Origin of the sequence: Weissella cibaria KACC 11862 (assembly GCF_000193635.1) — a bacterium.
GTDB lineage: Bacteria > Bacillota > Bacilli > Lactobacillales > Lactobacillaceae > Weissella > Weissella cibaria.
On the sequence record NZ_AEKT01000023.1, the window covers coordinates 1 to 15,236 of the forward strand.

A 15,236-nucleotide genomic window follows, 5' to 3' on the forward strand; every position below is an offset into this window, starting at 1 on the left:
TCGCAGCAATTTTTAGCTGCGAAGGTCTTTTTGTTGTTGGTTAATTAACCGTGGTGTGCACGCTTGGCAAAGAAATCACCAATGAATTGAATCAAGACGATCAAAAGTAGAATCAAGATCGTTGCTAGCCACATCACGTCGTTTTGGAAGCGTTGGTATCCAGTCACGATTGCGGTTGTTCCCAAACCACCAGCACCAATGGCACCGGCCATGGCTGTCAAACCGACCAAACTAATCAATGTGACCGTTGATACACGGATTAATTCAGAACGGCCTTCACGTAGGTAGACATCGGTAATGATGTCCCAGTTTGTCGCACCAAATGAACGCGCGGCTTCAACTTTACCAGCATCAACACCAAGCAAAGCGACTTGGACTTGACGTGCGTAGAAGGGGAAAACACCCAATGACAATGGCACCAAGGCGGCTGTCGTTCCGATTGTTGTGCCGACAATCAACTGGGTCAAAGGTGAGAAGGCGACCACCATGATGATAAATGGAATGGCACGTCCAACTGAGACAACCTTATCCAAAATCTGGAAGAGTGGTCGGTTTGGCGTAATACCATCATCCGCCGTTAGCACCAAACCAGTTCCGAAGAGTAAGCCAATCAAACCACCAATGATGGCAGATCCGACCGTCATGAAAATGGTTTGCCAGATAGCGATCCCCCAACCGAAATCACCACCCCAACCAAGTGAGTAAACGTTAGGTAAGTTTTGTTGTATCCAATCAGCCATTAGTGTTGTCCTCCTACGTGTAATTCTTGAATTTGAACACCGTGATCAGCAAAGCTTGCCTTTGCCGTTGCACGTTGTGACGCTGTTCCCTTGAAGATAGCAATTGCTAAGCCAACCGGTGTCTTGGTTAGGATTTCCATGTTTGAGTACAACAGGTTGGTTGTGACACCGTAATCGGCGTAAATCGTTGACAACAGTGGTTGGGCCGTATCGGCACCAACATAGTTAATTTGCAACAATTCTTCATCATCAGCCAAAGGTTGTTCTTCGAGCAGCTCAGTCACCTTTTCAAGGGCTTCATCACGGTTTGTGGCCGTGTTGATAAAGTCCTTGGTCAATTGCTTCTGTGGGTTCGTGAAGATTTCCAACAATGAGCCACGTTCGATGATGACACCGTTTTCCATGACGGCCACCTTGTTGGCCGCTTCCTTAACGGCTTGCATCTCGTGCGTAATCAAAACGATTGTTAGGCCGAGTTCTTGGTTTAGCTTCTTCAATAGCGCTAGGATTTGGTTTGTTGTCTTAGGATCCAAAGCAGAAGTTGCTTCATCGGAAATCAAAATTTCAGGGTCGTTTGCCAAGGCTCGGGCGATGGCAACACGTTGCTTTTGACCACCAGACAATTGGGCAGGGTAGTTACCAGCACGGTCTGCCAAGCCAACCAAGTCAAGGAGGTCATTAACCTTCTTTGCCTTGTCGGCCTTGCTCATCTTGGCGTGCTTCAATGGTTGCGCAACGTTCCCAAAGACGGTTAACTCGCTCATCAAGTTAAAGTGTTGGAAGATCATCCCAATCTTCTTGCGCTCATCACGTAGTTGCGCTGGCTTAAGTGACGTCATCTCAGTGCCGTTAACAAGGACGCTACCAGATGTTGGTCGTTGTAGCAGGTTGATGGTGCGGACAAGTGTTGACTTACCAGCTCCAGAGTAACCAACAATACCGTAAATATCGCCTTTTTCAATTGTGATTGATTCGTTTTGTACGGCCACGATTTCGCGATTTTTTTGCTTAAAAGTGACGTTAATGTCTGTTAATGAAATAACTGCCATGAATCTTCTCCTTATATCTCCGTTATGTATAACTGCCAGACTAAAATAGCCTGGCAGTTGGATTGTCTATGTGGGTGATGATTACTTCAACGTAATATCCCAAGCTGGCAATTCAGCTTGACCCCAAGTCTTCTTCAAGTATTGCTTTGTAGCCTTAGTTTGGTAAGCCTTCACAACTTCCTTGTAAATCTTCTTGTTAGCATTCTTCTTAGAAGCAGCGATGATGTTGATCCACTTCTTTGAATCCTTGTTAACCGGCTCAACGTAGATTGCTGAGCTCAACTTCAACTTAGCTTGTTGGGCGTAGTTCGTGTTGATAACGGCGCCTTCAACAGACTTCAATGATGAAGGTGCTTGATCAGCTGCGACTTCCTTGATATCCAACTTTAACTTGTTTGACTTAATGTCCTTAACCGTTGGCATATCAACACCCTTCTTCAAGGTAATCAAACCAGCTGATTGTAGCAAAACCAAAGCACGTGCTTCGTTTGTCGCATCGTTTGGAACGGCAATCGCGTCACCCTTCTTAAACTTCTTCACAGACTTGTACTTCTCAGAGTACAAACGAATAGGGGTGATAAACGTCTTACCAATTGCCTTAACGCCGTTCTTGTTTGACTTGTTCCAGTTTTCCAAGAAGTAGTAGTGTTGGAAGGCGTTCAAGTCCAATGTGCCATCGGCAACGGCTTTGTTAGGTTGGTTGTAGTCCGTAAAGACCTTGGTCTTCAATGTGATGCCATACTTCTTCTTGGCAGTCTTGGCGACTTCCTTCCAGAGGTCAGCATCTGAAGTACCAACGATACCAACCGTTACGGTCTTTGAGTCAGCACTGACGGCTGCGGCTGGCAAAATAACTGAGGCTGTCAAAGCAGTAGCAGCAACGGCTACCCCATAAGTAAAGAACTTCTTCATAAGTCATGTCTCCCAATAAAAACTTTTTAGTATTATTTGTTAATTGCTTCAAGTTATAACATAGCGTTCGGTGGCTAGGAAACAAAAAAGACCCGTTTCCGTCAGGCCATCCAATTGACAGCCAGATAGAAACGAGTCTTCGTGTTACCATTCTACATTTATCCAGAAAATTACTCTTCTGAACCTTAACAACGAGCGGGCAGTGAGCGATATGATGCTTTGCCGATTCGTGTGTCTTGTAACGTAGACCAACCCGTCGTTCGCTTACAGACTTGCTGCTCACCAACGCCAATCACAGGCCATTTTCAATTACTCACCACATAACAACTTCCACCGAACGTTGTCTCTCTTAGATGCTTTAAGCAATTTACTTTCCTGCTCAACTTGTTTGTTAACTTGAAATGCTTGATTTGTATATTAAACGATTCTCATAATCATGTCAACACTTTTAGGGTTACTTTGTGCCTAATTCATCCTGTCGTACGAAGAACCAAACGAACAGTAGCATGATTGGGGCACCAAACATGGTCCAAGCCCCGATGATCAAGCCAAGGTAGTGTGCAACGATGGCGGCGATTAGAAAGGCGGCAATGACTAAGCCGACGTTCCGCGTCTTCACAAATTGGGTCTTATCGTGATTGAGCAGACCACTGCCTAGCGTGGCCCCAAAAGTCTTCAAATTACCAGTACTCAAGACGGTGGCGTAGGGCATCCCCCGCAATTTACCGAAAGTATCAGCCTGCATCGCCATAAAGATGGCCAAAATACTGAGGACGAGTTCTGTTGGCACGTGAGTCATTTCCAAGATGGCTACCAAGAGAACACCAAACATTTCGATAAGGACCGAACGGGCTTCCCATTGCATCTGCGTGCGGAAGGAATACTTCTTGATTAATTGGTTTAGCATCGCCCCAAATAAGAAGGCGATGACAGGCCAGAAAAAGAGGCTCGCTTGGTGCCAGTGCCCTGAGGCAACGTTAATCCCAAATTGCAACAAGTTACCACTTTGGAAGCTAGCGAATCGATTGTCGTGAAAGGCAAAGGTGTAGGAGTCGATGTACCCAGCGGTTCCGGCCAGCAACATCCCCACACGCAATGACTCCTTATATGCGAATTTTTGTTCTGCCATTAGTACTTTTACCTGCTTTCTACTTATATAAATGATAAAATAATTCCAACTGATAGTTTAACACTTACGCAAAGAAAGGTGTTTTTTTAGGCGTCCAATGTTAACAACTGGTTGTGGTAGAATAGCAGTTAATGAATGAAAATTAGGAGACAGAACGTCATGACACTGGAATTTCCAGATGATAGTATGGCCCTCCATACTGATGCATACCAATTATCAATGATGCAAACTTACTTCAAGAAGGGCATTCACGAGCGTAAGGCTGTTTATGAGATGTTTTTCCGCAATATGCCATTTAAAAATGGCTACGCGGTTTTTGCCGGTTTGGAGCGAATTGTTGACTATTTGCGGGGCTTGCATTTTTCAGAAAGTGATATTGCTTATCTGCGTTCAACGGGTGAGTTTGATGAAGACTTCATGGATTACCTAGCAACTTGGCAATTTAAGGCCACGGTGCGCGCACCGCATGAAGGCGAAGTCGTTTTCAATAATGAACCAATTATTCAAGTTGAAGGTAGCGTGTTTGATGCGCAACTCGTTGAGACACCGCTACTTAACATTGTTAATTACCAAACGTTAATTGCGACCAAGGCGTCACGCATTCGCTCAGTCGTCGGTGATCAACCGCTCTTGGAATTCGGCACGCGCCGTGCGCAGGAAATGGATGCTGCTTTGTGGGGGACACGTGCGGCTTATATTGGTGGCTTTAATGCCACTTCGAATGTGCGGGCTGGTAAGCTGTTTGGCATTCCAATTTCAGGGACGCACGCGCACAGCTTGGTGCAGGTCTATCGCAATGACTATGAAGCGTTTAAGGCCTATGCCGAAACCCACAAGGATGTGGTCTTTTTGGTCGATACTTATGATACGTTGCGTTCAGGTGTCCCTTCAGCCATTCGTGTGGCTAAGGAAATGGGCGATAAGATTAACTTCATCGGCGTGCGTATCGATTCAGGTGACTTGGCTTATGTCTCAAAGGGCGTCCGCAAAATGTTGGATGAAGCGGGCTTCCCAGATGCTAAGATTGTCGCCTCAAATGATTTGGATGAAGAGACGATTACGAGCTTGAAACTGCAAGGCGCTAAGATTGATACTTGGGGAATTGGTACTAAGCTGATTACGGCCTATGATCAACCAGCTTTGGGTGGTGTTTATAAGGTTGTGTCGATTGAAAACGAAGCCGGCGAGATGGTTGATACCATCAAGATTTCGGGCACTGCTGAGAAGATTTCAAACCCAGGTAAGAAGCAGGTTTGGCGCATTACCCGTAATTCAGATGGTAAGTCACAAGGCGATTACATCGCGTTGTGGGATGAGAATCCCCGTGATTTGCCTGAAGGTTTGTACATGTTCCATCCAAGCTATCCTTATTTGAATAAAACAGTTGTGGATTATACGGCGCGACCAATTTTGCACGACATCATCGTTGATGGTGAATTAGTGTATGAATTGCCAGCCTTGGACGACATCCGCAACTATACGGCTGAGCATATTGAGTCATTGTGGTCAGAGTACCGCCGTGATTTGAATCCACAAGAATACCCAGTTGATTTGTCACAAGCGGCTTGGGACCACAAGATGAACTTAATTAAGGAAATGCGTGAGTACGTTTCTGAAGTTGCAAAAGAGTACGATAAAGATTAAGGAGCATAAATCGCATGCGTGAGTTACAAAAGCACATTATTGATACATTAGGCGTTCAAGCCACGATTGATCCGGAAACGGAATTCCGTCGTTCAGTTGAATTGTTGAAGGACTACCTTAAGAAGACGGGCATGAAGACGCTGGTTTTGGGTATTTCAGGTGGGCAAGATTCAACGTTGGCCGGTAAGATGTCACAAACTGCTGCTGAAGAGCTGCGGGCTGAAACCGGAGATGACAGCTACAAGTTTGTGGCGATGCGTTTGCCATACAATGCCCAAGCTGACGAACAAGATGCCTTGGATTCAATCGCCTGGCAACAAGCCGACCAAACGGTCCGGGTCAACATTGAAGATGCCGTTGTGGGGATGACGAACCAATTGGCTGAAGCAGGTATTGCAATCAGCGACTTCAACAAAGGAAACATCAAGGCCCGTGAACGCATGATTGCCCAATATGGTGTGGCTGGTGCGATGCATGGTGTTGTTGTCGGCACGGACCACGCGGCTGAAGCGTTGGCTGGGTTCTACACGAAGTTTGGGGATGGCGCTGCGGATATTACACCGTTGTACCGTTTGAATAAGCGCCAAGGTCGTCAAATTTTGGCCTACTTGGGTGCCCCAGAACATTTGTACCAAAAGACGCCAACGGCGGATCTTGAAGAAGACCGTCCAGCTTTGCCTGATGAAGTTGCTTTGGGTGTTAGCTACGATGCCATCGATGATTACCTTGAGGGTAAGGATGTTGCTGAAAAGGATGCCATCCAAATTGAAAAGCTCTTCACCATGACGGAACACAAGCGTCAATCACCAGTCACGGTATTCGACGAGTGGTGGCGTTAATTTAATAAGCACGACTAATTTTTAAAGCGCAAATCTGTTGCTGACACAGGCAACGGATTTGCGCTTTTTTGCTATGGGGAAGTAATTCGGACCGCTATTAAATTCTTCACCTTAAAAACGGACAAAGTTCACAAATGAGCATGAAAATGGAATTATAAGCGAAATTTATAATTATTTTCGTTTGTAATATATACAGTTAGAAACGCTTATATAAAGGCGTTTGTTAACTAAAAACAAGTTTGTGAAGTTTTGACCAATCTGTTAGTTGTGTCGTTTAATTAACTTATCGATAAAATATGTGAAACAAAGAACTAGTTGAGAGTTTTTGAGGAAGAGCAATGAATTATGTAGCTATTGTTGGTACGAATGCTCGTAAGTCATATAACCGAAGTTTACTTTGGTTTATGAAGAAGCATTTCAATGCCCAAGCAAATATTGAGATTGTGGAGATTGCTGATTTACCACTATTTAGTGAAGATGCTGAAACGCCAGTACGAATTGCTGAAATTGCACGTCAAATCGCCGCGTCAGATGGTGCTATCATCTCAACGCCTGAGTATGATCACTCGATTACGGCAGCGTTGAAATCATTCGTTGAGTGGATGAGTTATGGTGACTTACACCCATTCACGAATTTACCCGTCATGATTGTCGGGGCGTCACTTGGCCGCCAGGGAACGAATAATGCGCAAGAACATTTACGGCAAATTATGGATGCACCAGGAATTGATGCGTTTGTGTTACCAGGTAATCAATTTTTAGTTGGACCAGCGGCCACGAATATTGATATTAAGACCGATGACATGACAGATGCGCGGACGATTTCATTTTTGGAAACGATTTTCCAAAACTTTATGGTCTTTGCTAAGTCATTGCAACCAATGCGCGCCATGGCGTTCGACCGGACAAGTGGTGCTATGCCAACAGTTGCGGGTGAAGGCGTGGTGGAATCTGTTAAGTTGGGTTATGCCAACCTTGATAAGGTGATGCCGGGTTCGGGACTCGATGTGGATGCGGTACCAACCGTCATTTCACCTGATGTGGATGCAACGGTTGTTGAACAAGGAGACGGTTGGTGGATTGAAAAGACGACATTGACTGATGATGTCGTTACCAGTCAGCTTGTTACAGCAGGGGCGGCCGTTGATGACGATGAAGAAGATGCCACCACGGGAGCTTCTATGTTTTGATTAAAATATCGAAAGCATGGCGGGCGATGGGCACGACCAATCAAATTACTTTGTTTGGCACGGATGATGAACGATATCTCGATGATGCGATTCGTTTTGTGAACCATTACGAGGATTTATTGACGGTAAATCGCCCAGTGTCGGCGGTGATGGCTATCAATCATGCTGCCGGTCAGTCGCCGGTGGTGGTACCACCAGCAGTTTATCAGTTGGTCAAACGGGCGGTTGCAGTTAGCAACCAGCATTTTGGATTTAATGCCGCGATTGGGCCGTTAGTCAAACTTTGGCACATCGGTTTTGCCGATGCGCGGGTCCCTAGCGATATCGAAATTGGCCAGCGTCGTGAATTGATTGGCAGTGATGAGATTGTCCTGGATGATGAGCGCTTGTCGGTCTATCTACCGCATGCGGGGATGGAATTAGATTTAGGAGCTATTGCGAAAGGGTACATTGCGGACCGGTTGCAGGATTATCTGAGGTCCCAGGGCCACATGGCTGCGATTATTAATTTCGGTGGCAACATTGTGTTGATGAACGAGGCGCCACATAAAGCTGACGGTCGTTGGCGCATTGGTGTCCGGGATCCCTTGGTCCGACATGGCAAAACGATTGGTTTACTTACCACACCGGCAACCTCGGTCGTGACAAGTGGGGTGGCAGAACGGCACCTGGTCGCAGACGGGCAGACTTATCACCATATCATTGATCCAGAAACAGGTTATCCACATGATAATGAGTTGGCTAGTGTCACGGTTATTTCACCTGAATCAATTGATGGTGAAATCGAGACAACCCGGTTGTTCTTCAATGATGGCCCAATCGATGGCCAGTACCCGTTTGGTGCAATTTTTATTTATCGTGATAAATCCATTCAGTTGGTTAACATTCGACCGGATGATTTTAAAATAACGAACCCTGATTTTTATCTTAAGGAGTCATAACAAATGGCAGATCAAATTGAATTAGAAAATAACAAGACGCTGATTGATGAGCAAGGGCTGATTAACTTGCCAACTGGAAAATTGTCATTGCACATGTTGCGCCAAGTGTTGCGCGTGCTGCCATTCGAGATGGATTTGGCAGATGCTGACGATAACTTGATTTATTTTTCAGACAATGACCAACGTGTGAATACACGCGCAACGAAGCAACTTGGCCAACCATTCGTGGGAACTTTTGCGAAGGAAGAACAAGAAGCTGTTGCGATGATGTTGGCCGATTTGCACAAGGGCGCAGCTGATCATTTCGAACAATGGTTTCCTAAAAATGAGCAAACCATCTATGTTAACTTTTACGCAATCCGCGACATTGATGGGACTTTCTTAGGCACGTTGCAATTCACGGGTGACATTACGCGCATTCAAGGGTTCCGTGGTATTCGGACCGCGTTTAATGCCGGAAAGTCAGACAAATAAGCAATTTTAATTGGCAAAACGTTTAACTTGTGTTGCAGGGGTTCTGCCAAATTCAGGGCTATGCTATTATTTGTGAAGGTTATAATTTGCGGAGGTAGCACACGTGTTATTAAATGACTTAGATTATTTTGTCACGCTAGCTGAAGAAGGGACGTTCACAAAGGCGTCCCAGAAAAAATACGTCTCACAACCCTCGATTACCAATGCCTTACAGCGATTGGAAAAAGAGTTGGGTGAGACATTGATTATTCGCCAACGGGGGACACGTTCAGTTGTGTTAACCGAAGCGGGTCAAATCTTATATAAACACAGTAAACAAATTTTACGTGAGACTGAAATCATTAAAAGTGATATCAGTAATCAACAAAAGATTTGGCTAGGTGTACCACCAATTATTGGTGCAACCATTTTTCCAGCGATTATGCGACGCTTGGGGACTGACGAGATTGATGCCATTCACATGGTGGAAAGTGGTTCCAGCGACATGTACGAATTACTGGATAAGGACCGCGTTGATATGGGGTTTGTTGGTAGCTTAACGCCAGAGCGCAGCAAGCAATACGACAGTACCTATATTACGAAGAGTTCCTACGTGGTGGCCTTACCAGTTGATCATCCGCTAGCAACTCGCGATTATTTATCGTTTGAGGACTTACGTGGTGAACGGTTCATCTCCGTGGGGGATGCCTTCACGCAACACCAAGTTCTCGTTGATCAGCTCCGTCGTTATGATATGCATGATGAAATTGACAATATGTATATCACGAACGAGCTGATGACTGAGCAAGGATTGATTGCAGCGGGTAATGGTGTTGGCATCATGATTAAGTTGGCCGTTGCCGGTCGTCGCGATATTGCGATGGTACCGCTCCGAGATCCGATTGATTTTTATATCTATTTGATTCAGAAGCGTGATCATCAATTATCAGATTTTGAAAATATCACAAAACAGAAAATGGTTGAGGCAATTAATGACCTTAACTTCTAATTAATGAGGAGAAATATTATGTCACAAGAATTCCGTATTGAATCAGATGCAATTGGTGAAGTACAAGTGCCTGTTGAGGCTGCTTGGATGGCCCAAACACAACGTTCATTGCAAAACTTTCCAACTGGTGCACGGATGCCTTTGGGAATCATCCGCGCTTTGTTGAACATCAAGCGTGCGGCTGCAATGGCTAACAAGGCTAACGGTTCATTGGCTGCCGACATGGCCGATGCGATCGTGGCAACGATTGACGGCTTGTTGCAATTGGATGATGTGGAATTGCGTAAGGACTTCCCACTATCTGTTTACCAAACGGGTTCAGGTACGCAAACAAACATGAACACGAACGAAGTGGTTGCCCACTTGGCAAGTGAACAAAGTGGTTTGCAAATCTTGCCTAACGACCACGTGAACATGGGTCAATCATCAAACGATATCTTCCCAACGGCGATGCACATTGTGGCGGTTGAAGCTGTCGATAACGTTGAAAAGGCATTGGCCCACTTGATTGATGAATTGCGTGTTAAGCAAGACGCCTTCTGGGAGACAATCAAGGTTGGTCGTACGCACTTGCAAGATGCAACGCCATTGACATTTGGTCAAGAATTGTCAGGTTACATTTCAGCTTTGAAGCACAACCAAGCTAACATTGATGCTTTGCGCCCACAATTGTACGAATTGGCAATGGGTGGTACGGCAGTTGGAACTGGCTTGAACGCGAACACGGAATTGGGTAAGGCAATTGCTGCAACAGTTTCAGAAGTTTACGGCTTCCCATTCACGGCCGAAAGCAACAAGTTCTACGGTTTGGCTAACCACACAGCCATGAACACGGTTCACGGTGCCTTTAAGTCATTGGCTGCCGACTTGATGAAGATCGGAAACGACATCCGCTTCTTGGCGTCAGGTCCTCGTGGTGGTTATGGTGAGTTGTCAATTCCAGCTAACGAACCTGGTTCATCAATTATGCCAGGTAAGGTTAACCCAACCCAAGTTGAAGCATTGACGATGGCTGCTGTGCGCGTCTTCGGAAATGATACGACGATTACGATGGCCTCAAGCCAAGGTAACTTCGAGTTGAACGTCTTTAAGCCTGTTATGATTGACGCCTTCCTGGAGTCAGCTGAATTGATGGCTGGTACGATGACGGGATTTGCCGATCGTATGATTCACGGTTTGGACGTTAAGCCAGCTCGCATGCGTGAGTTGTTGGATAACTCATTGATGACGGTGACCGCATTGTCACCACACATCGGTTACCACGCCGCTGCTGAAATTGCACAAGCTGCTGACAAGAATGGTACGACGTTGAAGGTCGCTGCGCTTGAGTCAGGTGATTTGACTGAAGAACAATACGACGAGTGGATGGACTTCATGGCAATGACGAACCTTGAGCGTTCAAACAAGGAGTAAAAACATGGCTAAGTTTATTTTCCCTAAGGCAAATATCGCTGACTTGCAAGATAGCTACGATTTCGTCGTTATTGGGTCAGGCGCAGCAGGTATGACGGCCGCAATTCAAGCACAAGAATTGGGTTTGAAGGTTGCCATCTTTGAAAAGCTGGAAGCGCTTGGTGGTAACTCGAACCGTGCATCATCAGGTATGAATGCGGTTGAAACGTTTGTCCAACTTGATCATGGGGTGATTGATTCACAAGAATCATTCTATGAAGATACGCTTAAAGGTGGTGGCGGTGCCAATGACAAGGAATTGTTGCAATACTTTGTGACGCACTCTGAGTCAGCCGTTGATTGGTTGTATAACCACAACATCAACCTAACTGATTTGACGTCAACTGGTGGGATGACGCAAAAGCGTGCACACCGTCCTGGCGATAAGTCAGCGGTTGGTGGTTACTTGGTGAAGGGTTTGCAAAAGCAATTAGCCTTTAAGCAAATTCCATTGTTTGCCGGTACTGAAGTCTTGGAATTGGTTAAGACGGCTGACAAGATTACGGGCTTGAAGATTAAGCACGCCGAAATTGGTGAGCGCACGGTCAATGCCAAGGCGGTCTTGATTGCAGCGGGTGGCTTTGCGCAAAACAAGGAGATGTTGGCTGAATACGCCCCTGAAGTGTTGGACTTGAAGACAACGAATCACCCCGGTGCAACTGGTGACGGGATGAAGTTGGCGACGGCCGTTGGTGGTACGTTGGTTGATATGAGCAAGATTCAAATTCACCCAACTGCGCAACAAGATACAGATCACGTGTACTTGATTGGTGAAGGTGTGCGTGGTGAAGGGGCCATCTTGGTTAACCGGGCTGGTCAACGTTTCGTGAACGAAATGACGACGCGTGATAAGGCGACAGCTGCGATTAACGATTTGCATGAAGACGGGGCAACGTTGATTTTGGATCAAGGTATTCGCGATGCGTTCCCAGCAATTAACTTCTACCACGCCATGGGCTTGGTGATGGAAGGGGCAACGTTGGCTGAGTTGGCAGAAACGGCTAACTTGGACGCTGACAACTTGGCTGCAACCGTTGCTAAGTGGAATGAGTTCCAAGCTGCTGGTGAAGATGCAGAGTTTGGTCGTAACACGGCGATGGATCGTGGGATTGCCACGGCGCCATTCTACGCCATTCACATTAAGCCAGCCATCCACTACACGATGGGTGGCATCAAGATCAACACGTTGACTGAGGTTGTGACGGAAGCTGGCGAGCCAGTGACTGGCTTGTATGCCGCCGGTGAAGTAACGGGTGGTTTGCACGGTAACAACCGTATCGGTGGTAACTCAATTGCCGAAACGGTGGTGTTTGGTCGTCAGGCTGGTAAGCAAGCGGCTAAGTACGTCCTTGGTTTGTAAAATAGCATAGAAAATATAGATAGGAAATTTCTCATGAATTCTTTGGAAAAAGTGGATTATAAGAAATTCATTGCGCCATTGGTAGTTGGGTTAGTGCTATGGTTCTTGGCCAGTGTGCGCCCAGACGGTATGTCAATTAGTGCGTGGCACATGTTTGCGATTTTCGTGGCCACGATTGTTGGGTTGGTCACTAAGCCATTGCCACTTGGTGGTGTTGCTTTGGTTGGGTTCGTTGCGGTTGTGTTGACGGGTACGGTCCCAATGGACACGGCTATCGTGGGATTTGGAAATGGCTCAATTTGGTTGATTGTGATGGCCTTCTTCATTTCACGTGGGTTTATCAAGACTGGTTTGGGGCGTCGCATTGCGTTGATATTCGTACGCGCTTTTGGTAAAAAGACGCTAGGGTTGGCATATGCTTTGTCTGCGGTTGACTTGGTTGTTGCCCCTGGAACGCCATCAAATACGGCTCGTGCTGGTGGGGTGATGTTCCCAATCATTAAGTCATTGGCCCAAACGTTTGGTTCAGATCCTGAAAAGGGTACGGAACGTAAGATTGGTTCATTCTTGATTTTTACGGAATTCCACGCTAACGCTATTACGGCGGCCATGTTCTTGACGGCCATGGCAGGTAACCCAATTGCGCAAGCCTTCGCGGCCAAGCAAGGTGTTGATATTACTTGGATGAACTGGTTCTTGGCAGCTTTGGTGCCTGGTATTTTGTCATTGATTATTGTGCCATTCTTGATTTACAAGATGTATGCCCCTGAAGTTAAGGAAACGCCAGATGCCAAGGATTGGGCAGCCGGTGAGTTGCACGAAATGGGTAAGATTTCGAAGCCAGAAATCATGATGATTGTTGGTTTCGTCATTGCCTTGGCATTGTGGATTTTGGGCTCATTCATTGGGATTGACTCAACGACAACTGGATTCTTGGTTATTGGTTTCTTGTTGATTGCTGGTGTTTTGTCATGGAATGACATTCTAAAGGAAACTGGCGCTTGGAACACATTGTTCTGGTTCTCAGTTTTGGTCATGATGGCGAGTCAATTGAATGCCCTAGGCTTCATCCCTTGGTTGTCAAAGACCATCGGGGCTAGCTTGGGTGGTTTGAACTGGTTCGTAGTGTTGATTGTTTTGCTTGTCGCATACTTCTACAGCCACTACTTCTTCGCCTCATCAACGGCCCACGTTTCAGCTATGTACGCCGCCTTCTTGGCCGTGGCGATTGCTGCTCACGTGCCAGCGTTGTTGGCAGCATTGATGCTTGGATTCTTCGGAAACTTGATGGCCTCAACAACGCACTATTCTTCAGGTCCTGCACCTATCTTGTTTGGCGCTGGTTACGTCAAGCAAGGTGAATGGTGGCGGATGAACTTCATCTTGGGATTGGTTTACATCGTCATTTGGATTGGTGTTGGTAGTTTGTGGATGAAGTTGCTTGGTATGTGGTAAACAACTTCGTTTGAGTTAAACAGAAAAAATAGCAGAGATGACTCGGTTCGCAAGAATTGGGTCATCTCTTTTCGGTAAAGAGGAATTTTAAGATGACGCAAAAACATCATCAAAAGGTCGTACTAGTTGGCGACGGGATGGTTGGATCAGCCTTTAGTTATGCGTTGATGCAACAAGGGGTTGCTGAAGAGTTAGCCATTGTGGATGTGGCGAAGGATTATGCCACGGGGGATGCCTTAGATTTAGAAGATACGGCGCCTTGGACGTATCCAAAGCAAGTGACGGGTGGTCATAATTATCAAGTGGTCGCAGATGCAGATATTGTGGTGATTACAGCTGGTGTTGGACGTAAACCAGGACAGACACGGCTAGAGTTGATTGACAAGAATTTGACGATTGTGAAACAGGTCGTTGATAACGTCATGGCGGAAGGGTTTACAGGGATCTTTGTGGTCGCAACGAACCCGGTTGATATCATCACGTTAGCGGTCCAACAATTTTCGGGTCTCCCTGAACATCGTGTGATTGGGACGGGGACAGCTTTGGATACCGCGCGTTTACAAGTTGCGTTGGCTGAACAGTACGGCGTGGCACCAGCTGCAATTGATGTCTTAGTCTTAGGCGAACATGGTGATTCGGCGTTTGCAAATTTTGATGAGGCGCAAATTGGCGGACAATCATTAAACGACTTTAATAAAAAGTACGGAAATTCTGCCCAAGACTTGGTAGAATTAATGGAAGCAACAACAAAGAAAGGCGGGGCCATTATCGGCCGCAAAGGGGCAACGTTTTATGGCGTTGCGACAGCCTTGGCACGCATTGTCCGTGCGATATTGCGAGATGAAAGCATGGTGTTGCCAGTTAGTGCGTGGATGAGTGGCCAGTATGGCTTGTCAGATATGTACATTGGTAGCCCGGCAGTTATTAACGGGGATGGTGCAAAAACCGTCATCATGGCAGCGTTATCATCAGCTGAACAGATGCAAATGCAACGTTCGGCTGAGATCCTGCGAGCCGTGACGGCTGACGCACTAGCAAACTTCATGAAGTGAAGATGTTGAGG

Annotated in this window: 14 protein-coding genes and 1 other annotated feature; of the genes, 10 read left to right on the forward strand and 4 right to left on the reverse strand. The window is 46.2% G+C overall.

Annotated features, from left to right (window positions below):
- Positions 1-44 precede the first annotated feature (44 nt).
- The 4 genes from ESE_RS0104755 to ESE_RS0104770 all read right to left on the reverse strand — a co-directional run bounded on the left by ESE_RS0104755 (position 45) and on the right by ESE_RS0104770 (position 3,830).
- Entirely contained in the window at positions 45-740 is a 696-nt protein-coding gene (locus tag ESE_RS0104755; RefSeq protein WP_010372100.1) for a methionine ABC transporter permease, read from the reverse strand.
- On the reverse strand, positions 740-1,789 hold the full coding sequence (locus ESE_RS0104760; RefSeq protein WP_010372103.1) for a methionine ABC transporter ATP-binding protein: 1,050 nt from the start codon (positions 1,787-1,789) through the stop codon (positions 740-742). Before ESE_RS0104760 ends, ESE_RS0104755 begins: the two co-directional genes overlap by 1 nt.
- A gap of 81 nt (positions 1,790-1,870) precedes the next feature.
- A complete protein-coding gene (locus ESE_RS0104765) occupies positions 1,871-2,701 on the reverse strand; it encodes a MetQ/NlpA family ABC transporter substrate-binding protein (protein WP_010372106.1) in 831 nt (276 codons plus the stop codon).
- A 124-nt stretch (positions 2,702-2,825) separates the two neighbouring features.
- Positions 2,826-3,093, reverse strand: a binding site (T-box leader).
- 62 nt (positions 3,094-3,155) lie between these two features.
- Positions 3,156-3,830 carry a YoaK family protein gene (locus ESE_RS0104770; RefSeq protein ID WP_010372108.1) on the reverse strand — a complete coding sequence of 225 codons (675 nt, stop codon included), beginning with the start codon at positions 3,828-3,830 and terminating at the stop codon, positions 3,156-3,158.
- Between the two features lie 159 nt (positions 3,831-3,989).
- Here ESE_RS0104770 and ESE_RS0104775 point away from each other — a divergent pair, with 159 nt between their 5' ends.
- The 10 genes from ESE_RS0104775 (at position 3,990) to ESE_RS0104820 (ending at position 15,225) form a co-directional block, all read left to right on the forward strand.
- A complete protein-coding gene (locus ESE_RS0104775) occupies positions 3,990-5,474 on the forward strand; it encodes a nicotinate phosphoribosyltransferase (protein ID WP_010372110.1) in 1,485 nt (494 codons plus the stop codon).
- Positions 5,475-5,488: 14 nt separating this feature from the next.
- Positions 5,489-6,313 carry an ammonia-dependent NAD(+) synthetase gene (gene nadE, locus ESE_RS0104780; protein WP_010372113.1) on the forward strand — a complete coding sequence of 275 codons (825 nt, stop codon included), beginning with the start codon at positions 5,489-5,491 and terminating at the stop codon, positions 6,311-6,313.
- Between the two features lie 338 nt (positions 6,314-6,651).
- Positions 6,652-7,503 (forward strand): NADPH-dependent FMN reductase, encoded by an 852-nt coding sequence (locus tag ESE_RS0104785; protein WP_010372114.1) that lies wholly within the window; start codon positions 6,652-6,654, stop codon positions 7,501-7,503.
- Positions 7,500-8,444 (forward strand): FAD:protein FMN transferase, encoded by a 945-nt coding sequence (locus tag ESE_RS0104790; RefSeq protein ID WP_029237458.1) that lies wholly within the window; start codon positions 7,500-7,502, stop codon positions 8,442-8,444. Before ESE_RS0104785 ends, ESE_RS0104790 begins: the two co-directional genes overlap by 4 nt.
- A 3-nt stretch (positions 8,445-8,447) precedes the next feature.
- Positions 8,448-8,918, forward strand: coding sequence for a PAS domain-containing protein (locus ESE_RS0104795; RefSeq protein ID WP_010372116.1), 471 nt, complete (start codon positions 8,448-8,450; stop codon positions 8,916-8,918).
- 103 nt (positions 8,919-9,021) lie between these two features.
- Entirely contained in the window at positions 9,022-9,906 is an 885-nt protein-coding gene (locus ESE_RS0104800) for a LysR family transcriptional regulator (RefSeq protein WP_010372119.1), read from the forward strand.
- Positions 9,907-9,924: 18 nt separating this feature from the next.
- Positions 9,925-11,319: a class II fumarate hydratase gene (locus ESE_RS0104805; RefSeq protein WP_010372122.1), complete on the forward strand. Its 1,395-nt coding sequence runs from the start codon at positions 9,925-9,927 to the stop codon at positions 11,317-11,319.
- 4 nt (positions 11,320-11,323) lie between these two features.
- Positions 11,324-12,718, forward strand: coding sequence for a flavocytochrome c (locus ESE_RS0104810; RefSeq protein ID WP_010372126.1), 1,395 nt, complete (start codon positions 11,324-11,326; stop codon positions 12,716-12,718).
- 33 nt (positions 12,719-12,751) lie between these two features.
- Complete coding sequence (locus tag ESE_RS0104815) at positions 12,752-14,173, forward strand: anion permease (RefSeq protein ID WP_010372129.1); 1,422 nt, start codon at positions 12,752-12,754, stop codon at positions 14,171-14,173.
- A 92-nt stretch (positions 14,174-14,265) separates the two neighbouring features.
- A complete protein-coding gene (locus tag ESE_RS0104820) occupies positions 14,266-15,225 on the forward strand; it encodes an L-lactate dehydrogenase (RefSeq protein ID WP_010372130.1) in 960 nt (319 codons plus the stop codon).
- Positions 15,226-15,236: the final 11 nt, after the last annotated feature.